The organism is Nostoc flagelliforme FACHB-838, from assembly GCF_014698065.1.
Lineage (GTDB): Bacteria > Cyanobacteriota > Cyanobacteriia > Cyanobacteriales > Nostocaceae > Nostoc > Nostoc flagelliforme_B.
Genome location: NZ_JACJSI010000013.1, coordinates 1 through 22,661, shown reverse-complemented (window position 1 = coordinate 22,661; position 22,661 = coordinate 1). Strand labels below are relative to the sequence as shown.

Here is a 22,661-nt window from a genome sequence, read left to right as displayed (position 1 = left end):
TAATTCCTAATCTGTAATTCGTAGTTCGTATGTGGGCAAGTAAAGTACACCCGTAAGGGCATGGCACTGCCGTGCCCCTACATATAATCAATCTTGTACCGCATTTGAATGGGAACCGCTATAGGAATTACGAATTAACAATTACGAATACTGACTAAAATTTTTTTTGAATTGTAAATTTTGAATTTTGAATTCGGAGCGAAGCCACGTGACAACTGTATCTCCTTCTTTGGAAGTTGAACGCAAAACGCCATTCTGGAAGAGATTGGGGCGAGTTCCCTGGACTTGGCGAATCACCATAGGATACTTGACAGTGATGTTGTTTATCCCCATTATTGCCATGTTCCTGAAAGCGAGTACGGAACCTCCGACGAGATTTTGGGCGATCGCAACCAGTGATATTGCATTAGCCACCTACAATGTCACTTTTGTTACAGCGCTATTTGCTGCCTTCCTTAATGGCATTTTTGGTACTCTGATTGCTTGGGTTCTGGTTCGCTACGACTTTCCTTTAAAACGCTTGATTGATGCCACAGTAGATTTACCCTTTGCACTGCCAACTTCCGTAGCAGGGTTAACTTTGGCAACAGTTTACAGCAATAACGGGTGGTTAGGTTCTTTACTAGCACCTCTAGGAATTAAGGTATCTTTTACCCGCACAGGAGTAGCGGTGGCAATGATATTTATCTCACTACCTTTTATTGTGAGAACTGTGCAACCTGTGCTTCAAGAAATGGAACAGGAAATAGAAGAAGCTGCTTGGTGTCTGGGTGCTTCTCAATGGCAGACCTTTTGGAAAGTGATTTTGCCACCTTTATTTCCGACAATTTTAACTGGTGTAGCCTTGGGTTTCTCCCGTGCAGTTGGGGAATATGGTTCAACTGTGATTATCTCTTCTAATACGCCCTATCAAGATTTGATCGCACCTGTGTTGATTTTTCAGCGATTAGAGCAGTATGACTATTCTGGTGCAACAGTAATTGGCATAGTTTTACTATCAATTTCATTGGTACTGCTGTTGGCAATTAATTTCTTACAAGCATGGGCAAGGCGATATGACACTTGATAAGCCAAGTTTTCACTCATCTGCATCTGATACACATACAGCCAAGCCGAAAGAGCAGAAGAGTTGGGTGCCAATACTTTTAATTGGGATAGCGATCGCCTATTTAGCCCTAGTTCAATACATCCCGACAATCAACGTTTTCACCCAAGCTTTTAGCAAAGGAGTTGGGCCATTTCTTGCCAACTTGTCGCAACCAGCTTTTATCCATGCAGCTTGGCTAACACTATTGCTGGCTTTGATTTCTCTGCCTGTGAATACTGTGTTTGGGCTATGTGCAGCTTGGGCGATCGCTCGCCATAAATTTCCCGGACGCGCTGTAGTTTTAAGCATTATTGACCTGCCCTTTTCCATCTCGCCCGTAGTCGCAGGATTGATGATTGTGCTACTTTACGGGCGTAATGGGTGGTTTGGCCCTTGGCTTCAGGCACTTGATATCAAAATTATCTTTGCCTTTCCAGGTATGGTGCTGGCTACAGCCTTTGTGAGTATGCCCTTTGTAGCGCGGGAAGTAATTCCTGTTTTAGAGGAATTTGGTAAGGATCAAGAAGAAGCTGCTAGAACTCTAGGTGCGAAAGATTGGCAGATATTTTGGCGCGTCACTCTGCCTAGTATCCGTTGGGGTTTACTCTACGGTTTAATTTTAACCAATGCTAGGGCAATGGGTGAATTCGGGGCGGTTTCGGTAGTATCTGGCAATATTGCAACCCAAACCCAGAGCCTACCACTGTTTGTAGAAGATGCTTACAAACAATACGAAACCGAAGCTGCCTTTTCTGCGGCTGTACTGTTAGCGTTGCTAGCAGTAGTAACCTTGGTGCTGAAAGAGATTCTGGAACGGAAAACCAGCATTAAAGATGTTGAATAGAAAAATCAAGGGCTTATAGTTATCCTTTGAATTAAGATACAAGCAAATCATGGGACGTGGTACGATCTACTTAGTACCTATCAGGAAATTACCGTTAGGGTTAAGAGTAGTTCTGTACCAATCCCGATTAGGGATTGAAATAATTCAGATATGGCTACTGACAATACACTTACCAACAAACGAATTCGACTAAGAATTCCTAAAGATTATCACCAGGAACCTGTCATTTCTCGCCTGGTGTCTGACTATGGACTGACTGTGAATATCACGGCAGCAATTTTGGGAGCCAATGCTGTCGGTGATGGTTGGTTTGACCTTGAATTACAAGGAACAGATGCACAAATTCAGAGCGGGTTAACCTATCTCCGCGACTTGGAATTGGAAGTCTGGGATGACAGTAAAGCAACTGATTGGTAAGGGTTGTAGCAATACATAATAGGAACGTACAGATAGCTGCACGTCCTCATACTTAATATTAACCTCACTTCTATTTCTCTCTCCTTTTAGGAGAGAGACTTTGAATTTCCCCCCTTCCCGCGTCGGGAAGGGGGTTAGGGGGTTAGGTTTTTATTTAATAAACGATAGAAATTAGTTTTTCAAAATCTTGTGAATCAAAACTTTGTTGTTTTTTGGAGTTTTTACCACATACATCATAGTAAACTTTATTCCCTTGCATATTGAATAAATATCCTGCTATTACAGATTTGATACTTGCAGTATGACCACTATCAGATAAAATCTAACAAAATTTTTACAACATCACCTAAGCTGATTTCAGCAACCCTTTAATTACTTGGTAATGAGTATCGCCCTTCAGTTTTAATTCTAAGATAATGACAATATCATCTAACGGACAGATATCAGAAATTCTTAATTAGCTTTTAGTCAATTAGTTTACACAAATTTATTTTACATTAAGTGAATTTGCAGATTGCTTTTTTAAGTAGTTTGTGAGATTGTCCTTTACATAACAAATAAATGCATTAAGCCGATAGTGTTACCGTAGTTTAATAGAAGCCAGAAATATGAAAATCTCTATGAGGCTGACATTCAAGGAAGGGCAGTTGAGTTGCAGGGGTACGGCATTAGCAAAATTCTCTGCCAAACCTAAAAATTGTGTAGGCGCAGCCCAACCTAGGCATTGCTATTGGGAATTAATCTAATGCCTCAGAGTAAATCTGTAGAACCCGCTTCAGTCCACAGCCGCATTCTCGTGCCTCAGCGTTATCACAGGCAACCTGTAATTTCGCGGCTGGTGTCTCGTTATGGTTTAACCGTCAATATCAAAGCTGCATCTCTGACATCAGACAATGACAGCGATGGCTGGTTTGATTTGGAACTTTCGGGAAATCCCCAAAAACTGACAAATAGCCTATCTTACTTGCAAGGATTGGGAGTGAATTTATTGGAATTAGCGATCGCTACCCAAATTCAAGCCAACCAGCCCTCTTTAACTTTCCCAAGTCCAACGAGCAAACAGAGTCCCAAAGATTCTGCATGGCTGACAAATCAATGGCAAGAACAACTCCAACAATGGATTTCTTTGGGTCAAACCAATCGATTACGCTTGCAACTATGCGTCTTAAAATCTTATTACCAAGAACCGATAATTTCTGAGTTAGTTTCTCGTTATGGACTAACAGTCAATATCACCAGCCCTAGACTGCAACCCGATACCGAAGATGATGGCTGGTTTGACTTGGATTTGTGGGGGAGAACAAAGCAACTCTACTCTAGCCTGAGTTATTTAGAAAAACTGGGGCTACCAATTTGGTTGGATTTGTCTAGTGTTTATAGCGATGTCTACGACGGGCTACGCCTACGCTAATTAATAAAATAGTCACTATCCAATGGCAGCATTAAATAATCAAACCAATTCCCAAGCCAGATTATCACTGGTTTCTTCAGTCTATGCAAAAAGCCAAGTCACTCAGATTCGTCTGCGGATACATATTCCCAAGTACTATTTGCAAGTGCCTGTAATTTCGCAGCTAATTTCTGTTTATGGGTTGGTAGTTAATATTACTAAGGCTCTCCTACAACCAAATATAGATGGAGAAGGGTATTTTGACATTGAACTTCGGGGAACAGCGCCACAAATTTGTAGCGGTCTGGCTTACCTGGAATCCCTAAATCTAAGAATTGTGGGCAAGCCGAATGCTGACGGCGATAGCTGGTTTTACTGAAATCATCTAAATTTCGTAGTACCAAATCTCTTCTTCTCGCAACACAATTCGATGCAGAGAGAGACGATCAATCAAGCCCTCTTGCTCAAATTGCCCAAGAACACGAGTGATGGTAACACGAGTTGAACCAAGCATTTCTGCCAAGTCTTCGTGAGTCAGACGCATATCTATTAAACGTCCCTTCTCAACTTCCGAACCAAACTTTTTAGATAACCATGCCAACAACTTGATAAGCATAGTATCCACTTTTTTATGGCTACGAATAACCATCAATTCTTGAGCCTGTTGGATATGGTTAAGTAGAGTTTCTGTTAGTTGAGTCCATTCCTCTAAAGGTAAGATCGTCACCTCTACTTTAGTTAGGCATTCCATTTGATAAGGATCTAATTTTGACAAAGCCTTACCAACAACATCTCCAGGCCCCCACAATCCCAGAGCGACAGTTGTACCATCTTCCAGATAGGTAAAAGTCCTGACAAAACCCGTTTCAATCTTCCAAAGTCCGTTTTGATGCTCTGGTAGAAATGACCTACGGGCAAAAAGTTCCTTGGTATTATTACTTCTTGAGCTAGATAAGCTTGTGTACAAAGCCACCATAATATATAAAACTATTCTCCGATAAATTAACCGTAGTATTATATTTATATCAGGTTCTGAGAGGCTATGAATATTTTAAAGATGGGAGTGGGGAAGAAGCAGAGGGGCAGGGAGCGGGGAGCAAGGGGGAGAATAAAGGGAGAATAAAAATATTACCTCTTTCTCCTCTGCCCCCTGCCTCTTACCAATGCCCAATGCCCAAAATTAAATTCCCGCACCATCGAGAAAATCTTCAATCATCCCATCAGAATTTTTGCTCTTAGGGTTGTCGGTTGGTTCCTCGCCAAGCTCAGTTGGGGACAAACTAGATTGTTCTAACTGCTCAAACTGTTTCTCTAGAGCCTTGACACGTTCAAATAAAGCGCGGATGACTTCAGCTTCTACGTCGCGTACTTTATCATGATCCAAAACATTGGTAGACGAGTTGTTCTGACGAGTCACGCGCCCTGGAATCCCAACTACAGTAGTATTACTGGGGACATCTCGCAGCACCACAGAGCCGGCTCCAATACGGACGCGATCACCAATTTGAATATTTCCTAATACCTTTGCACCCGCTCCCACAACTACATGAGAGCCTAAAGTTGGATGGCGTTTGCCGCTTTCTTTCCCAGTTCCGCCAAGGGTAACACCTTGATAAATCAAGGCATGATCGCCCACGATCGCTGTCTCGCCAATTACTACTCCCATACCGTGGTCAATAAATACTCCCTGGCCAATTAATGCCCCAGGATGGATTTCAATGCCAGTTATAAACCTACTAATATGAGAGATGAGCCTTGGTATAAAGGGAATTCCAATTTTATACAGCCAGTGCGCTAATCGATGAAACACCAAAGCTTGGAGTCCAGGGTAACAGAACAATACTTCTAGCCAGTTACGGGCTGCTGGGTCACGCTCAAAAATGGTTCGCAAATCAGTTAGTAGCATACTCTGTCGGGATTTTTGTTGGTAAGTGAGGCTCTGAAAACAGAAACTCAGGTTAGTTCCCACAAAAAGATGAAGTCATTTATGGGAATTGTGTAAGATAATAATCTACGGTAAGTCGATAGTGTATACTGCTTTTGTGGGTAGTAAGTGGGATGCTATCACATTCCACACTGTTGAGAAAAATTAATTTCGCATAAACTGCGATAAACCGCCCAATTCACCGTAGTATGTTGAATACAGTCTTGAATAGCCAAAACTATGCTCTTTTGGATCTGTCTTCCAAAGTGGAATACGCACTGCTAGCACTCTTAGAACTGGCAAGTCACCACGAGAAAAAACTTCCTCTAACCATGAGCGAGATCACTGCCAAGCAACTCATACCTGAACGCTATCTTGAACAAATTTTGACCAACCTCCGGCGTGCTGGTGTGGTGCAGAGTCAACGCGGCTCTAAAGGAGGTTTTGTTTTAGCTCGTGAACCTTGGCAGATCACAATGCTAGAAATTGTCACTTTAGTCGAAGGCGAACGGAAAGAGAAAGATACCTCTAACTCTCCGACTCTAGAAAAGACTCTAGTTTATGAAGTCTGGGAGCAAGCCAACGCTGCCTCAATTGAAGTTTTGGGTCGCTATACACTCCAAGACTTGTGCCAGGAAAGGGAAACTCGCGCACAGGAAAGTCCAATGTATTATATTTAGTCACCAAGGAGTACTAATATGCGGATAGCGAAAGATATCACAGAGTTAATCGGACGGACTCCTTTAGTTCAATTAAACAAGATTCCCCAAGCTTCAGGAGCGGTTGCTCGGATTGTGGTGAAGCTAGAAAGCATGAATCCAGCATCTTCTGTGAAAGACCGGATTGGTGCGAGTATGGTGGAAGCGGCGGAGGAAGCAGGCTTAATTCACCCTGGAAAAACAGTTTTAGTAGAGCCGACTTCTGGAAATACAGGAATTGCGCTGGCGATGGTGGCGGCCGCCAAGGGGTACCATCTCATTCTAACGATGCCTGACACAATGAGCCAGGAAAGACGATCAATGCTCAAAGCTTATGGCGCTCAATTAGAGTTAACGCCAGGGGTAGAAGGGATGCGAGGAGCGATCGGTCGTGCAGAGCAGATTTTAGCTCAAACGCCCAATGCTTATATGTTGCAGCAGTTCCGCAACGCCGCTAATCCAAAAGTTCACGCCGAAACCACGGCAGAAGAAATTTGGGATGATACCGATGGAGAGGTGGATATTCTGGTGGCGGGAGTCGGTACTGGTGGGACGATTACGGGAGTTGGAGAAGTTATTAAAAAACGGAAGCCAAGCTTTCAAGCGATCGCAGTTGAACCAAGCAGCAGCCCAGTATTAGCAGGTGGTAAATCGGGGCCTCATAAAATCCAGGGTATCGGTGCGGGATTTGTGCCAGCAATTTACCGTCCAGAAGTGGTAGATGAGGTGATTCAGGTAGCAGATGAGGAGGCGATCGCTTACAGCCGTCGCCTAGCAAAAGAAGAAGGATTGCTATCGGGGATTTCTACTGGCGCTGCTTTATATGCGGCGATTCAAGTGGCACAAAGACCAGAAAATGCAGGTCGCCTAATCGTGATGATACAGCCTAGCTTCGGCGAACGCTACCTCAGTACTTCATTGTTCAAAAACCCAGAGGAAAATGAGTGGTTGAGTAAAGTTTGATACCACATAGCATTCCTTGTTGTTTAGGGAAAGGGTAAGGGGTAAAGGGTAAAGGATGTATTCAAAACCTTTCCCCTTTTCCCTTTCCCCTTTAACCGAACCGTATTGCCCTGCCCCCTGCCCCTCTTCCTGACTTACACATCACGAATGCGGCTCTCCCAACAACACAATTGAACACTTCAATTGTTGAATCATCTGCGTTGTGACTTCACTGACGGCTAATCCTCCGGCTGTGCGATAACGGACGGAACGTAATACTGCTAAATCAAAGGCCTCAGCTTCCCGAATTACTATTCTGGCAACGTCATCACCCTTGATTGTTTGGATATTAGTATTCACCTGTAACTGGCTTTTAGAAGCGATATCAGACAATTGGGATACAAATTTTTCTACTCGATCTGGGGGTGATTTGCGATCATATACGTGTAACAGTACAACTTCCGCCTGATTGACATCGGCCAAAATCTGGGCAAACCTTAAAGCACCGATAGTTTGGCGGGTTAAGTCTCCAACTGGTACAAGAATTCTTTGGATTGTCTTAGGACTGCTTAACAGCCGTGTTACTGCTACCGGACAATGAGAAGACCAGAACACGCTATCAATGACATTACCAAATAAGCGGGCACGCAAACCTCTTGTCTGCGACCAACCCATTACTACTAAACTAGCGTTTTGTTCTCGACTAGTGCGGCTAATCCCCAAAGCTGCATCATCATCAATCCGAATTGCTGGTGATACTTCCACCTCAAATTCTTGACTGATTTCTTTAGCTAAATTCAATCTTTCCCGGCTTTTGTCGAGTGCTGTTACTAATTGCGGATCATCCATCTGCACATGCGCTCTAGTAATAGCTAATGGCACAATTCTTCCAGATTCATGACTAGCCAGTAGTGCTGCCATTTCTATTAGATAACGCTGCGTTTGAGGGTTATATATTGGCACTACTACAGTAAAGGGATATTGTTTTTGCTCTACTTGTTCATCTTCATTACCTTGCCACCAAGTTGCCAAACTATCTGTCTCAAAATCTGCCTGAGAAAGCTGTAGTGAAGAAGCAAATCTTGATGTGATCACTGGGCCAAAGATAGCTGTCACTAGCATGAGGACAATCACACTATTTAAAACACCTTCACTAATTAAGCGTTCACCAGCAGGATTTACCGTTTGATATGCAACTAAGGCTGCTGCTAGTGTGGCTGCTACCTGTGGTAGTGACAATGACCACATCGTCATCAATTCCGCCGTATTATAGCGGTATAACAATTTTGCTAAAAATGCTGCAATAAATTTGCTGCCAATCAAAGCTACTACAATTACCACAGTCAGCCAAACTGAACTGAGAGTTTTTATAAATGCAGGAATATCAATTAATAATCCCATGTCCACAAAGAAACAAGGGATAAATAAAACACTACCAATAAACTCAATTTTTTCTTTGACTGGGCTACGTCCTAAAACGTCGTTGACTGCTAGACCTGCTAAAAAAGCACCAACAATTTTTTCAATTCCAATTACCTGCGCTCCGACAGATGCCAAAAATAATGCTAGTAATATAAACAGAAACTGATTACTTTGTTCATCTCCAGAGCGGCGAAAAAACTCTTTACCTGCCCAGTCAAAGCCAAACAGAACAACAACAGAGTAAATTGCTAATCCACCTAACAAAGTTGCTAAACTTAAGGCGGAAAATTCTCCGCCATGAATTCCGACACAAATTGCTAATACTAGCAAAGCGCCTGTGTCAGTAAAAATTGTTGCACCAATTGTGACCGTTACAGCTTCATTCGTTACTACTCCCAAACGACTCACAATTGGATATGCCAAGAGGGTATGAGAGGCCAGTAAAGAACCAATTAATACAGAAGCATTCCAGCTAAAATTGAATAAACGTCCGACAGCAATGCCAGCAAGTAACGGTACTAAAAATGTCAGTATACCAAACCCAATGGAGCGATTTTTCGTTTTACGAAACTGCTCTAAGTCAATTTCTAAACCGGCCACGAACATCAAATAAATCTTCCCGATGTCGGAGAGCAGATTGATAGTTTCAGACTCATGATTTAACAACTTTAATCCATTTTGTCCTAGTACTACACCTGCTACTAATAAACCTACTAATCCCGGTAGTCGCAGCCGCTCAAATATAGGAGGTACAGTAAAGATTACTGTCAGGAGAATTGTAAATGCAACAATAGGACTATCTGTGAGCGCGTTCAGTGCCATGCGTAATAATAAGCCTAAATAAATAGTAAATGTACAAGAAGCATACGAAATATTACTTAGAAATTTATATGCTTTAGTTTTATTGATTACAGATAATTAAATCATTAACAGCATAAATGTTGCGATCGCAATCACGACTCTACCTGAAGAAGGGATTATACCTCTCTACAGGGTGAAATAGTGATGTAATTTATAGTAATCAAAAGAATAAATGTTTAAATAAGATAAAATCGCTCCAAAAAAGCATAAAATGACAATAATCGATTAAATATAGCATTTCTAGTTTGAATAAGTAGAGGCGTATATCTGTGCTAGGAACTTCCCAAAATTAAATTATTCAATTTTGGGAGCGAAGACGATCATTCGTTAGATTCTTCCTCCCCTCCTTCCCCTGCGCCCCCTGCAACGCCAGATCACCAAAGCGATGAGTATTCTTTTAGTTGGAAGTCCCCTAACCTCCTTCTCTACACTATATCTAGAAAAATCTGGAAGAGCGCTCCTGTGGGTTCCTATCAATGATAATTTTAAGCATTGGGAACCCCTAAAAATCAAAGTTTATGAACGCAGCCGACGACAAAACTATTGTTCGAGAGTATTTCAATTCCACAGGGTTTGACCGTTGGAAGCGAATCTACGGTGATGGCGAAGTCAACAAAGTTCAATTAGACATCCGCAATGGACACCAGCAAACCGTGGATACAGTTCTCGGCTGGCTGAAGGCTGATAACAATTTACCACAGCTATCCATCTGTGATGCTGGGTGTGGTGTTGGTAGTCTCAGCATCCCCCTAGCTGTAGATGGTGCTAAAGTCTATGCCACCGATATTTCTGAAAAAATGGTGGAAGAAGGCAAAGATAGAGCAAAGAAAACTTTGGGAAATGACGAAAATCCCACTTTTGCTGTGCAGGATTTAGAATCGTTGAGTGGTAGTTACCATACCGTTATTTGCTTAGATGTTCTTATCCACTACCCCCAAGAAAAAGCGGATGAGATGATATCTCACCTCTGTTCTTTGGCACAATCGCGGATAATTCTCAGTTTTGCGCCGAAGACCTGCGCCCTGAGTATACTCAAGAAAATTGGCAGCTTCTTTCCTGGCCCAAGTAAAGCGACTCGTGCATATTTGCATCGTGAGGCTGATGTGGTGAGAATCTTGGAAAGTAATGGCTTTTCTTTGCAACGACAGGCGATGACAAAGACTCGCTTTTATTTTTCCCGCCTACTGGAAGCAACACGTAATTAAGCTAAAAACCGCAGCAAAATATTATACCTTTGCTGCGGTTTAACATTTTCAAGGGTTAACACTGAGAGATGTCGCATTTGGTGCTGAGTTTTGCTTTTGATTGTGGCGTAGGCGTAGCCCGTCGGAGACATCGCCCCGATTTGGAACATGAATTATTATAGCGATCGCAGCAACTCCCAAAAAATAGTGAAAACAACTAATCAAAATTCACCTTTAGGTTAATATACTGGAACCTTTGCGAAAGTAAGGTTAGAATTTCTAGCAAAGTTTAAATCTGAAGTGGGACTATGAAAACTGCTGAAAAATTGGCCGCAGGTTGGCTACTGACAATGGGATTCATGTTTGTAATGCTATCAGCAGCAGCGATTTTTAATAAAACGACTACGGAAAAATCAATTACCATACCCTTAGCTTGGGATGGCTCAGTTGAGTTCTCAACAGTAACAACTACCCCTGTAATTGATAATACTGCGGTAGAACGTCTAATTTTTGGTATTCCTACCCTAACATTGGGCGCATGGTTAGCATTAGGATTATACCGTCAAAGTCAGCATGAGAAAAAAGCGATTAATCAACAAGTTAGCGATCGCCTGCAATCAATTTTTTATCAGATGCTACAAGAAAATCATGGGCGCGTAACTGTTTTAGGCTTTGCAATGAAGTCACAACTACCCGCAGCGCACGCCAGACAATATTTAGATGAAAAAGCTAAAGACTTCAATGCAAACTTTAAGGTGAACGAAGAAGGGGCTGTATCATATCATTTTGATGTCTAATTGTTATTTGTCCTTGGTCTTTTGTTATTAGTCTTTTGTTATTAACTAATGACTAATGACCAATGACTTATGACTAATAATTAACTTACGGCTAAGTCTAATGACGCAGATTTTTTTGAGCGTAGCTGCCATTTTAGGCGGTTTGTCAGTTGCTGCTGGTGCTTTTGCTTCCCATGCTTTGCGGGAAAAAATCAGTGAGCGAGCGCTAGAAATTTTTGAAACTGGCGCTCGTTACCAAATGTATCATGCTCTAGCACTTTTCTTAGTAGCAATCTTAATTAGTCGCACCGAATCACCTCAACCCGCTCTCGTAGCTAGTAGATGGCTATTTATCATTGGCATCGCTATTTTCTCAGGAAGCTTGTACGCCCTTAGCTTAACCGGTATTAAATCTTTAGGAGCGATCGCACCACTAGGCGGTGCAGCCTTTCTTGCTGGTTGGGGTACTTTAGCTTTTGCGGCTTGGAATTTGAAGTTGTAAACAACTTAAAGGCTAGGAGTTAGTAGTTAAAATTTTAGTATTGCTGAATTCCGGTATAAAAATGATTTGGATGATTTCGAAAGTAGAAAGTTGCTATATCACATCTCTGCACTAAGATTCATACATCTAATCAGCAACGCCAAGACTCTTAACTTCTAACTCCGAGGCTTAATTTCCTCCTTTTGACAACTGATTTTAGATTTATCAAACAGAATTCAGGAGTCAGGAGTCAGAATTCAGGGTGAATTCTGTACGACTGGTGAATGAATCTAGGGGTTTAAGACCCCCGCTAAATCTTCATTTAGCGGTTTACAATGAGTGGCGAGTCTGAATCCCCCACTCATTGATTCTGATCGGAGGCGGAGTCTCTCTGGGTCCGCTCCTGAATTCTGACTTCTGAATTCTTCTTCAAAAACCCAATAGAAGCTTTCCTTAAATAAGCGAACAAGAAACAATTTTTTCTATTTTTTATTGCCTCTTTAATAAAGCTGTGTATTGGAATTTTTTTCAGCGTAACATGAACCAGGATTTTTAATTGCTAAGTATTTTTTATAAAGTGAGATGTACCCAATATTTTCCAATAAATAAAATTGCCAAATCTATAAAGAGTATTTCCGTAATATTACAGAAGTCATGAATATAAAAAAGCAATAAACTGCACAAGTATATTGCTAAATAAAAACTAAGAAATTTTACATTTGTAATATAATTCAGACCTATGAAACGGCGCAACCTGCTTTGGTATTCGCTCTGTTTGCTGCTGGCTGCACAACAGGAGTAAATTCTACTAATAATAGCTCAGATCAAATGGCAATGACTGCACCAAAAAAGCTCAAATTTGCAGTTACAGATGTTGCTGGAATTAAAGACTTGCAACGAGATTATGAAGTTTTTCGCACTACATTAGAAGGAATATTAGGCATAAAAATTGAGTTTTTTCCTGTAGAGAATCCCACGGCAGCAGCACCAGCACTGTTATCAAGAGAGGTTGATATTGTATTTGCAGGGCCTTCAGAATACTTGATTTTAAACGCTAGAGCAAAGGCTATTCCGATAATTGCCATTGAGCGCAACAACTACCACTCCATTATTGTAGTTCGTGCAGGTAGTCCAATTAAATTATTAGCTCAATTGAAAGACAAAACAATTGCCATGCGAAACATTGGCTCAACCTCTGGGCATCTTGCTCCCACAAAGCTACTGATAGATGCTGGATTAGATCCAAAAACTGACTTCAAAACTGTGATGTTGGATGATAAAGGAGTACAAGCCTTAAAAAAAGGTGAGGTAGATGCTTGGGCGACTGCATCTGATAGATATAAAAACATTCTGGAATCTGAAGGCTTAATTGAAAAAGATTTTTCTGTGGTTTTTAAAGGCCCACTACTTCCTGGTGATGTATTTGTTGCTAGTAACCAGTTGGCATCTAGCTTTATAGAAGATATGCGATCGCGCATGATTCAGCATCAGGATAAACTAATTCAAAGTTTAGTGGCTGCTAAAGCAAACCAAAAGTATAAAGGAGGCAAACTAATTACAGCAAATGATGCTGACTATAATATGATTCGTCAAGTTTATCAAAAAATCGGACAAGGAAATTTCTTATAAGATTATAATCGATAAATCAATGATAGCTGCTACTAAATACTCGGCTAATAAGATTTTTATATTACTTAGTTCTTTTAGCAATAACTGGAATATTGCTAAAAAGATTAGTTATGGCTATACACTAGCAGTTAGTATTGCTTTCATAGGTACAACAAGTGGTTTATTACTTGCACAACACTATGAAAAACTTCCTCAACAGCAATTAGATTTAACTTATCAACAACAATCTCTATTAAAAGATTTAGAAAATTCCATAATTAGAGTGCGACTACATCCACAAAGATTAGTTACTGTGTTAGAAAACTCTATTTGGTTAGAATTTGAAAAAAATAGATTTATTGATGAAATGGGTCAAGTTAATCAGCAGCTATCAAAACTAGAAACTTTTACAAATAATTATGCTTATTATTCAAGAATAAAGAATATAGATTTGTTGATGCTATTAAATAATTATAAAAAAAACACAAAATTATATAATCGCATAGTAAGAGATTTTTGGCAGCAGATTGAACCAAATAAATTTCCAGCAAAAAAAATATCAGATCGGGAAGAATTACTAAATTTTATCAAAAAAGAAGTTAATATTTCTGTTGAATTCGAGAAACTATCAGATGAGTTAATTCGGCTTATAGGATATGCTGAAATCCAAAAAAAGCAAGCAAAAACTAGCTTTGATAATGTCCAAGAATTGCGAATTAAAGTTATTGTTGGAAGTATGGTGTTATCAGCTGCGATCGCAGCTATACTATCAATATATACTAGTAAATTAATTGCCCGTCCCTTACAAATAGTTACTAGCGTTGCTAGAAAAATCACGGAAGAGTCAAATTTTGAACTCAGAGCTAATGTTGCAAGCAACGATGAAGTAGGAACATTAGCTACTTCCTTAAATCAATTGGTGGAATGGGTGGGAGATTACACCCAAGAACTAAAGCTAGCTCACCAAAGTTTAGAGGAACGGGTAGAAGAACGAACCCAAGAATTAGAAGTAGCTCGTCAAAATTTAGAACAACGAGTAGAAGAACGAACTCAAGAACTTCAAAAAACTCTGCAAAACTTAAAAGAAGCCCAAGGACAATTAATTCAAACAGAAAAGATGTCTTCTCTGGGTCAGATGGTAGCAGGGATAGCTCATGAAATTAATAATCCTGTTAACTTTATTTACGGTAATATTCAATGCGTTAATGACTATACTGATGATTTGCTTAATCTCGTGAGTTTATATCAGCAGGAGTACCCAAATTCTCTGTGGAGCATTGACGAAAAAATTGAAGAAATTGATTTAAGTTTTATTAATAAAGATTTGCCACTTTTACTTTCTTCTATGAAATTTGGTGCTGAACGTATTCGTGAAATTGTGTTATCTTTACGGAATTTTTCACGATTAGATGAAGCTGATATGAAACAGGTAGATATTCATGAAGGTATTGATAATACCCTGTTAATCCTGAATCACCGACTTCAACAAGAAATTGAAGTAATTAAAAAATATGGAGATTTACCCTTAGTTGAGTGTTATCCAGCACAACTCAATCAAGTGTTTATGAATATTCTGAATAATGCGATAGATGCTCTGCTAGATCAAAAGGCTCATTCAGGTAAAAGGAAACAAATTATTATAGATACATTAAATATAGATGATATTTATATCAAAGTAGGAATCAGGGATAACGGCCCTGGGATTTCACCAGAGATTAAAAACAAATTATTTGACGCTTTTTTCACAACTAAGCCAGTAGGTAAAGGTACTGGTTTAGGTTTAAGTGTTTGCTATCAGATAATTGATAAACATAAAGGCAAAATAGAATTAATGCCAGAATTACAAGGAGGAGCAGAGTTTGCAATCATTTTACCTAAAACTTTCTGTTAATAGTTACCGATAACTTGGTTTGACTCCAGCAGCATCAAGAGCTATTTTCTATTGAGAATATTACTAGCTTTATCAACCCACTGATATGCAACTATAACAGGTGAAAATAAAGATGCAGTCGCAGATAATCCAGGGCTATTTCAAGACACACGGAATAATCTTCGTAATCTACGTGTAATAAGGCACGACGCACAGTGCTATATAAGTTGGTAGTCTATTTTTTGGGGGTTGAAAAAGGTCAATTAACGGCTCACGGTAGCTTAAAATCCAATCTCCAATTGCTAAAAATCCTTTATTTTCTGCGGCTATCGCCAGTGTGAAGAGTGCTAGGCATAATGGAAGATTGTGTCGCTGTCCGGCGCGGCGACGGGGGTCTTTTATATCTGCAAAAGCTTTTATAATTTCGATTTCGGACACAGCAGTAGATGCTTTCACTATAATTTGCGCTGTATCTTACCATATTGCGCCTTCTTTTATAAGACAGCGGGCAGGGCGCAGCCCTGACAGACGACAATTTAAATCAAACCAAGCACATAAGAATACTTGGGTTCTATTACGAAGACAAAGCTTTCAAAATAATATTTAATTAATACTTGTGTACTATTAACTAGCGATCGCATTGTGCCAGTTGCGTAAGTCCTAGATTCAATTAAAAAATACAGATAATCTTTAATCTATTAATATTCATTTAGTTAAGGACAGGTAAAGAAATGACAATTATTTTTCTTTCAACACAATCTTTAGATTATGGTACATAGTTGTGCTTTGATATTGTTACAGATAATTTGGAAGAATTTTTCTTTTAAAAGATTATTTTTCCTTCTCTAACATTAATTAGTGATTTTAAGGTTAAAATCACTAATTAATTAAATCCATATTGCTAATATTTTTGCTTTTCCAGTTAGCAGAAAATTTAATGTTAGTAAATTTTTATTTTTCACTAATTTCCACCAAGTGTGAGGGTATATTCGTGCAAAATTTTTGGTTGAATTCTTTGTTATGTAGTCCAGCGATTTTCGGCTTATTTATAGTTGTAGTACCAGCGATGGGTTCTGAAGTACCTTTAAATCAAGCACCTGCAAGAAATCAACCGTCCAGTTTTAGCAGTGCTGAGAATATCGGACAAGTAACTTCAGTTTCACAGCTTTCTGATGTCAAACCTACAGACTGGGCTTTCCAGGCTTTGCAATCCCTGGTTGAGCGATACGGCTGCATTGCAGGTTATCCTAACCAAACTTATCGGGGTAATCGGGCCTTGACTCGCTATGAGTTTGCTGCTGGTTTGAATGCTTGTTTAGATCAGATAAATCAACTTATAGCTACTAGTACGGCTGATCTGGTGAAAAAAGAAGACATCGCAACGCTGCAAAAGCTGCAAGAAGAGTATACTGCTGAGTTGCAAACTGTGCGAGGTCAAGTAGATACTCTAGAAGCTCGTAGCGCAACTTTAGAGTCGCAACAATTCTCCGCAACTACTCAACTGCGGGGAGAAGCAGTTTTTGCACTGGCTGGTGCATTTGGCTCTGATAGAGCAATCAACACCGATGCTCAAAATCGTGGCGATACCAGACCAGAACTGGATGAAAATGTGATTTTTGCCGATCGCGTCCGGTTAAACTTTGATAGTAGCTTCACTGGTAAAGACCGCCTCAGAGTTAGGTTACAAGCGAGAAATATCACCTCATTCAATACAGCCGTAACTGGTACTAACCAAACTCGTTTAGGGTTTGATGGCAATGAATCCAACAATGTCAGCATATCAGCTCTGTTTTACCGTTTCCCTGTAGGCAACTCCACAACCTTTAACATCGCAACCGAAGGGTTGGAATACATTGATGAAGTACCTGCTCTCAGTCGCAACTTTGATTCTAGTGGTTCCGGTGCGCTATCTCGTTTTGGGCGTTATAACCCAATTTATCGAGCAGCAGAAGGGCCAGGTATCATCATTAATCAAAAGTTCAATGATGCTCTCACCTTAACTGCTGGTTACGTTGTGCCATCGGGTGTTGGTAATGACCCCAATAACGGTAGAGGCATTTTTAATGGTAGTTACTCTGCATTAGGTCAACTGACTTTCCAACCAACCTCAGAATTAAGTTTGGCTTTTACTTATGTCAATGCCTATTACACTGATGGTAGCGGAGTTACTGGTAGCACTGGTACTGGTTTTGCTAACAACCCATTCAACGGGGCGCGAACTTCTGTAAATAACTATAGTGTGACTGGAAATTACAAACTTAGTCCTAAGTTTACTATCACTGCTTGGGGCAGCTACGCCAATGCCCAAGCTGAGAATACAGACGTTGCTCGGAGCAATGCAGAGATTTGGAACTGGGCCGTTCAGCTAGGCTTTCCTGATTTGGGTAGAGAAGGAAATTTTGGCGGTATTGTGTTTGGTGTACCGCCTTACGTTGCTGACAATCAATTTGTAAATGGTAATAATCGTCGCCAAGACGATGATATCTCCTATCATTTAGAGGCTTTCTATAGATATAAGCTCAATGACAATATTGCTATTACCCCAGGATTAATCACCATCTTGAATCCTGAAGGTAATAGCAACAACTCTAATATCTATGTGGGAGTAGTACGTACTACTTTTACTTTCTAAGCCAAAGTCTTTGCTTAAGCTCAATCACAAAGACCTCTCCCTGATTTTACTACGCAAAATCGTCCCTCTCCGAGCCGGAGAGGGACAGCTTTGAACTTTAGTTCAACGTAGGGAGAGGTTTGTCGAACTCACCTTAAATTTCTCAAAGACCTCGTTTCTTGCTCATCAACGGTCAATGGGGCTGAGTAAAAGGCATGAGCAAGTTTTCTTAACCTTTTGATGTTCTAAATTTAACTTGCACAGTCCTTCGGCGTAACCTATCCTTACCAAAATCAAGGGTTAATCCTTTACAGGTAATTAATATTGACAAAAATTGGTCAGATGAATTGACCTGTAATTCTGAATCTGGAATCCGAGGCTAATTAATGATTTCACATCAACTACGGCAAATCTCTGGTGCAATTACTGCTGTGTTTTTGGGTTGGGGAGTTGGAATTGCGGTAGCAGATACCCCAAAAACATTAACAGTTTATTCAGGGCGAGATGAAGAAATCATGCGTCCCCTAATTCAGAAAGCGAAGAAAGATTTGGGGCTAAACATTGAAGTCCGCTATGGTGATTCTACAGAACTAGCGATCGCTCTCATTGAAGAAGGCAAAAATAGCCGTGCTGATATATTTTATGCTCAGGATGCGGGTTCATTAGGAGCTATAACCAGAGAAGCACGGACTTTACCTCTCCCTAACCAATTACTCAACAAAGTTGATCCGCAATTTCGTTCTTCTTCAGGACAATGGGTTGGTATTTCGGGAAGAGCACGGGTGATTGACTATAATACTCAGCTTGTCAAAACTAGTGAACTGCCCAAAAGTGTACTGCAACTGAGCGATCCCAAATGGCGCGGTAAGGTTGGTTGGGCCCCTACAAACGGTTCTTTTCTCTCCTTTCTAACTGCAATGCGACTGATGGAAGGGGATCAAAAAACCCTAGAGTGGTTGAAAGCCATGAAAGCTAACGGTGTTAAAGCCTACCCTAAAAATAGTGCGATCGTAGAAGCTCTAGGAAAGGGAGAAATCGCTTTGGGATTAGTTAATAACTATTACCTGTATCGGTTTACCAAAACCAATCCCAATTTTCCAGTGGCTATCCACCATACAAAAGGTGATGCAGGAGCTTTGATTAACGTCGCAGGTTTAGCAGTCCTAAAAAGCACTGATCAAAAGAGTGATGCAGAAAAGTTTGTGGCTTATATGCTCAAACCTGAAACCCAAAAGTTCATTACCGAAAGTTTTTACGAATATCCATTAGTCACAGGTATTGCGGTAGGGCAAAAGCAATTACCTCTCAAGCAATTGCAACCACCCAATATTGATTTAAGTAAATTATCGGATCTCAAGGGAACAATCTCACTAATTCAAGAAGCTGATTTGTTGTAAATAGGCGGGAGATAAAGGGACTGGTGACTGATGACTGATGACTGATGACTGATGACCAATGACTAAAACTCATCCACCTTTATTTTTGGTAGTTACAGCTGGATTAATCGCTGTGGCAATCACTCTGCCTTTGACTTATTTAGTTATGCGAATGGCTGGTGTTGGTGGAAAGGAATTATTGGCTTTGGTCTTGCGTCCTCGCACACTGATAGTTTTGTTTAATAGCGTTGGTTTGGCTGTAGCTACTACTATACTGACAACAGCGATCGCACTACCATTAGCATTTCTCACGCTGCGGACAGATTTACCTTGGCGGCGATTTTGGCTAATGGTAACAACACTACCTTTAGCCATACCTGACTATGTGGGTAGTTTTGCTTTGATTGCTGCTTTTGGCCCGAAAGGTAGCTGGTTGCAACTCTGGCTAGAACCTTTAGGAGTAGAAGCTTTGCCAGAAATATATGGCTGGACTGGCGCAATTTTGGGGCTGACATTATTTTCCTATCCCTACTCACTGCTGAGTATCCAGGCTGGCTTGCAAGGCATCGATCCCAAAATGGAAGAAGCTGCTAAAAGTTTAGGTTGTAACCAAAGAGAAACTTTCTGGCGCATTACCTTACCTGCGTTACGCCCAGCGATCGTTGCGGGAGGATTGCTAGTAGCTCTCAATGCCTTGCAGGATTTTGGCACAACTTCCGTTATGCGGTTTGAGACATTTACGCAGGCAATTTTTTTGCAATACCGATATACATTTGATCGCTATCAGGCGGCAGCGCTGGCTTTGATGCTGGTGAGTTTAGTATTGCTGTTGTTGTGGCTGGAATACAAAATGCGATCGCGGGCTGTTTACTATACCCGTGGTAATAAGTCCCACCATGAACCAAAATTAATTCATCTGGAAGTTTGGAAAATACCTGCCATCTTGTTTTGCTTCACCGTCACTAGCTTGGCTTTATTCTTGCCTGTAGCTGTAACCGTGTTCTGGCTGGTTCAAGGTTTAGCCAGTTTAGAAGCAGAACAAATTTTTTCTTGGTTACAACTAACACAACTCGCCTGGAACTCAGCGTTAGCTTCGGGATTGGCCGCCCTAGCTGCTACCTGTTGCGCTCTGCCAATAGCAATCTTGGCTGTGCGCTTTCCTAGTCGGATTACAACAGCCATCGAACGCTGTAGTTACATTGGCTTTGGTTTACCTGGTATTGTAGTTGCCTTTTCGTTAGTGTTTTGGGGAGCAAATTACTTGCCTTGGTTGTATCAAACATTGCCTATGCTGATTTTTGCTTATTTAGTGTTGTTCCTTTCCCAGTCAGTAGGAACAGTACGAAGTTCCCTACTTCAGGTTAATCCTCAATTAGAAGAATCTGCCCAGAGTTTAAGTAGAAACCCTTGGCAAACCTTCAAAGAAATTACCCTACCACTAGTAACTCCAGGGGTTTTAGCAGGAGCTGCATTAGTGTTTTTGAGGGCAATTAAAGAGTTACCTGTCGCTTTGCTATTAGCGCCCATTGGTTTTAATACCCTAGCTACCCAAATTTGGAAAGCAACAGAAAATGTCTCTTACAGCCAGGCGGCGGCGGCGGCATTAATCATGCTGGTAATTTCCATTAGTTCCACATTCTTGGTTTTGTCTCAAAATCGCTATCAAGAACTCGTCCCAGAAGTACGCCGCAGTTTGCAAAGGGAGGTGGATTGAGGGGAGGCAGGGGAGGGAGGAGAGATGAGGGAGATTTCAGCTTTCGAGGTTTGTTTAAAGGCTCAACTGCCGAGTAAAAAGGTTCAACTGTCGAGTTCAAAGGCTCAACTATCGAGTAAAAAGGCTCAACTGTCGAGTTCAAAGGCTCAACTGTCGAGTAAAAAGGCTCAACTGCCGAGTTCAAAGGCTCAACTGTCAAGTAAAAAGGCTCAACTGTCGAGTTCAAAGGCTCAACTGTCGAGTTCAAAGGCTCAACTGTCGAGTAAAAAGGTTCAACTGTCGAGTAAAAAGGTTCAACTGCCGAGTAAAAAGGCTCAACTGAGGAGTTCAGAGGTGGTAATAAAAACAAAACTCACCTTGACAGTGCTATCCCCATCTTCCTCATTTTCCATGCCTCCCCTGCTCCCCGCCCCATCTCCTCACTCCCTTTTAAGCTAAGACAAAAGGATGACTCAATGGCTGCATCAGCAATTTTACGGTTGGAGAATGTAACCCTCAAATTTGCTCAAATGAATGCTCCGGCAGTGGCTGGGGTGAGTTTAGCGTTAGCACCAGGGGATGTTCTGGGGTTATTGGGGCCTTCAGGGTGCGGGAAAACTACGCTCCTTAGAATTATTGCTGGGTTTGAGTCGCCACAGACGGGAACTGTAGAAATTGCTGGACAATTAGTAGCGGGTGATGGTCACTGGATGCCGCCAGAGCAACGCAATTTTGGGATGCTGTTTCAAGATTATGCTTTGTTTCCACATTTAACTGTGGCTGAGAATATTGCTTTTGGCTTGCAGTCGGTGAAAAAAAGCGAACGCCGCCAAGAAGTTGCAGAGTTATTAACGTTAGTCAGACTCCCAGGAATAGAAAAGCGCTACCCTCATGAATTATCTGGTGGGCAACAACAACGGGTAGCCCTTGCCCGTGCTTTAGCTCCCCAACCGAAACTTCTACTCTTAGATGAACCCCTGAGCAATCTAGACTTACAAGTGCGGCTGAAATTGCGCGAGGAAGTGTTAGCAATTCTTAAAAATAAAGGTATATCGGGTATCTTTGTCACCCACGATCAACAAGAAGCCCTAGCGATCGCTGACCAATTAGCGGTGATGCGGCAAGGCAAATTCGAGCAAATAGACACACCAGAAGCGGTTTATACTCAGCCAGCGTCTCGCTTTGTAGCCGAATTTGTCACCCAAGCTAACTTTTTGCCAGCGCAGTTACAAGGAAATTGCTGGGCAACCGAAATTGGATGTTTTGCCCTGGAAAGTAAGATTTTTCAAGACAAAGGAGATTTAATGATCCGCGAAGAGGACATTATTTTGCACCCAGCTAGTGATGGTGCAATGAAGATTGAAACACGTTTCTTTTTAGGACATGAATATCGATATAGCTTGTATACTCCCTCTGGAAAGAAGTTGTATGCACGAACACCAGCCAGCATAGCTTTACCCATTGGAACACAAGTAAA

General features: G+C 41.1%; 21 protein-coding genes. 16 read left to right on the top strand and 5 right to left on the bottom strand.

Annotated features, from left to right (window positions below; genetic code table 11):
* The first annotated feature begins 208 nt into the window (after positions 1 to 208).
* The 5 genes from cysT (at position 209) to H6G97_RS09465 (ending at position 4,117) form a co-directional block, all read left to right on the top strand.
* The gene (gene cysT / locus H6G97_RS09485) at positions 209 to 1,066 is read left to right on the top strand and encodes a sulfate ABC transporter permease subunit CysT (protein WP_190940375.1); all 858 of its coding nucleotides are present in this window, start codon (positions 209 to 211) and stop codon (positions 1,064 to 1,066) included.
* Positions 1,056 to 1,931 carry a sulfate ABC transporter permease subunit CysW gene (gene cysW, locus H6G97_RS09480; RefSeq protein WP_190940374.1) on the top strand — a complete coding sequence of 292 codons (876 nt, stop codon included), beginning with the start codon at positions 1,056 to 1,058 and terminating at the stop codon, positions 1,929 to 1,931. Before cysT ends, cysW begins: the two co-directional genes overlap by 11 nt.
* A 150-nt stretch (positions 1,932 to 2,081) precedes the next feature.
* Entirely contained in the window at positions 2,082 to 2,348 is a 267-nt protein-coding gene (locus tag H6G97_RS09475) for an NIL domain-containing protein (protein WP_190940373.1), read from the top strand.
* Positions 2,349 to 3,093: 745 nt separating this feature from the next.
* Complete coding sequence (locus H6G97_RS09470; RefSeq protein WP_190940372.1) at positions 3,094 to 3,759, top strand: NIL domain-containing protein; 666 nt, start codon at positions 3,094 to 3,096, stop codon at positions 3,757 to 3,759.
* Between the two features lie 22 nt (positions 3,760 to 3,781).
* Complete coding sequence (locus H6G97_RS09465; RefSeq protein WP_190940371.1) at positions 3,782 to 4,117, top strand: NIL domain-containing protein; 336 nt, start codon at positions 3,782 to 3,784, stop codon at positions 4,115 to 4,117.
* 6 nt (positions 4,118 to 4,123) lie between these two features.
* On the opposite strand, the gene H6G97_RS09460 is transcribed toward H6G97_RS09465, so the two are convergent.
* Together H6G97_RS09460 and cysE are read right to left on the bottom strand one after the other, a co-directional pair.
* On the bottom strand, positions 4,124 to 4,714 hold the full coding sequence (locus H6G97_RS09460; protein ID WP_190940370.1) for a Crp/Fnr family transcriptional regulator: 591 nt from the start codon (positions 4,712 to 4,714) through the stop codon (positions 4,124 to 4,126).
* 204 nt (positions 4,715 to 4,918) lie between these two features.
* A complete protein-coding gene (gene cysE, locus H6G97_RS09455) occupies positions 4,919 to 5,644 on the bottom strand; it encodes a serine O-acetyltransferase (RefSeq protein ID WP_242054869.1) in 726 nt (241 codons plus the stop codon).
* Between the two features lie 227 nt (positions 5,645 to 5,871).
* Between cysE and H6G97_RS09450 the strand changes: the two genes are divergently transcribed.
* Together H6G97_RS09450 and cysK are read left to right on the top strand one after the other, a co-directional pair.
* Entirely contained in the window at positions 5,872 to 6,342 is a 471-nt protein-coding gene (locus tag H6G97_RS09450) for an RrF2 family transcriptional regulator (RefSeq protein ID WP_190940369.1), read from the top strand.
* An 18-nt stretch (positions 6,343 to 6,360) separates the two neighbouring features.
* Positions 6,361 to 7,323 (top strand): cysteine synthase A, encoded by a 963-nt coding sequence (cysK, locus tag H6G97_RS09445; RefSeq protein WP_190940368.1) that lies wholly within the window; start codon positions 6,361 to 6,363, stop codon positions 7,321 to 7,323.
* Positions 7,324 to 7,464: 141 nt separating this feature from the next.
* Here cysK and H6G97_RS09440 read toward each other — a convergent pair whose 3' ends face one another.
* Positions 7,465 to 9,546 (bottom strand): cation:proton antiporter domain-containing protein, encoded by a 2,082-nt coding sequence (locus H6G97_RS09440; RefSeq protein WP_190940367.1) that lies wholly within the window; start codon positions 9,544 to 9,546, stop codon positions 7,465 to 7,467.
* Between the two features lie 557 nt (positions 9,547 to 10,103).
* On the opposite strand from H6G97_RS09440, the gene bchM reads away from it, so the two are divergent.
* Positions 10,104 to 10,790 carry a magnesium protoporphyrin IX methyltransferase gene (gene bchM / locus H6G97_RS09435; RefSeq protein WP_190940366.1) on the top strand — a complete coding sequence of 229 codons (687 nt, stop codon included), beginning with the start codon at positions 10,104 to 10,106 and terminating at the stop codon, positions 10,788 to 10,790.
* A gap of 48 nt (positions 10,791 to 10,838) precedes the next feature.
* Here the strand turns inward: bchM and H6G97_RS09430 are convergent, their stop codons facing one another.
* A complete protein-coding gene (locus tag H6G97_RS09430; protein ID WP_190940365.1) occupies positions 10,839 to 10,994 on the bottom strand; it encodes a hypothetical protein in 156 nt (51 codons plus the stop codon).
* A gap of 83 nt (positions 10,995 to 11,077) precedes the next feature.
* Here H6G97_RS09430 and H6G97_RS09425 point away from each other — a divergent pair, with 83 nt between their 5' ends.
* From H6G97_RS09425 to H6G97_RS09410, 4 genes are all read left to right on the top strand, one after another.
* A complete protein-coding gene (locus tag H6G97_RS09425) occupies positions 11,078 to 11,566 on the top strand; it encodes a hypothetical protein (protein WP_190940364.1) in 489 nt (162 codons plus the stop codon).
* 100 nt (positions 11,567 to 11,666) lie between these two features.
* The gene (locus tag H6G97_RS09420; RefSeq protein ID WP_190940363.1) at positions 11,667 to 12,047 is read left to right on the top strand and encodes a DUF423 domain-containing protein; all 381 of its coding nucleotides are present in this window, start codon (positions 11,667 to 11,669) and stop codon (positions 12,045 to 12,047) included.
* A gap of 807 nt (positions 12,048 to 12,854) precedes the next feature.
* Positions 12,855 to 13,655, top strand: coding sequence for a phosphate/phosphite/phosphonate ABC transporter substrate-binding protein (locus tag H6G97_RS09415; RefSeq protein WP_242054873.1), 801 nt, complete (start codon positions 12,855 to 12,857; stop codon positions 13,653 to 13,655).
* 19 nt (positions 13,656 to 13,674) lie between these two features.
* Positions 13,675 to 15,525, top strand: coding sequence for a sensor histidine kinase (locus H6G97_RS09410; protein WP_190940362.1), 1,851 nt, complete (start codon positions 13,675 to 13,677; stop codon positions 15,523 to 15,525).
* Positions 15,526 to 15,693: 168 nt separating this feature from the next.
* On the opposite strand, the gene H6G97_RS52310 is transcribed toward H6G97_RS09410, so the two are convergent.
* Positions 15,694 to 15,960, bottom strand: a complete 267-nt coding sequence (locus H6G97_RS52310; protein ID WP_190940361.1) for a transposase family protein — start codon at positions 15,958 to 15,960, stop codon at positions 15,694 to 15,696.
* Between the two features lie 481 nt (positions 15,961 to 16,441).
* Here H6G97_RS52310 and H6G97_RS09400 point away from each other — a divergent pair, with 481 nt between their 5' ends.
* The 4 genes from H6G97_RS09400 to H6G97_RS09385 form a co-directional block, all read left to right on the top strand.
* A complete protein-coding gene (locus H6G97_RS09400) occupies positions 16,442 to 18,136 on the top strand; it encodes an iron uptake porin (protein ID WP_199349325.1) in 1,695 nt (564 codons plus the stop codon).
* Between the two features lie 365 nt (positions 18,137 to 18,501).
* The gene (locus H6G97_RS09395; protein WP_190940359.1) at positions 18,502 to 19,512 is read left to right on the top strand and encodes an iron ABC transporter substrate-binding protein; all 1,011 of its coding nucleotides are present in this window, start codon (positions 18,502 to 18,504) and stop codon (positions 19,510 to 19,512) included.
* Between the two features lie 58 nt (positions 19,513 to 19,570).
* Positions 19,571 to 21,205 (top strand): ABC transporter permease, encoded by a 1,635-nt coding sequence (locus H6G97_RS09390; protein ID WP_190940358.1) that lies wholly within the window; start codon positions 19,571 to 19,573, stop codon positions 21,203 to 21,205.
* Between the two features lie 455 nt (positions 21,206 to 21,660).
* Positions 21,661 to 22,661, top strand: a 1,001-nt coding sequence (locus H6G97_RS09385; RefSeq protein WP_190940357.1) for an ABC transporter ATP-binding protein, incomplete at its 3' end; no start/stop codon positions are given.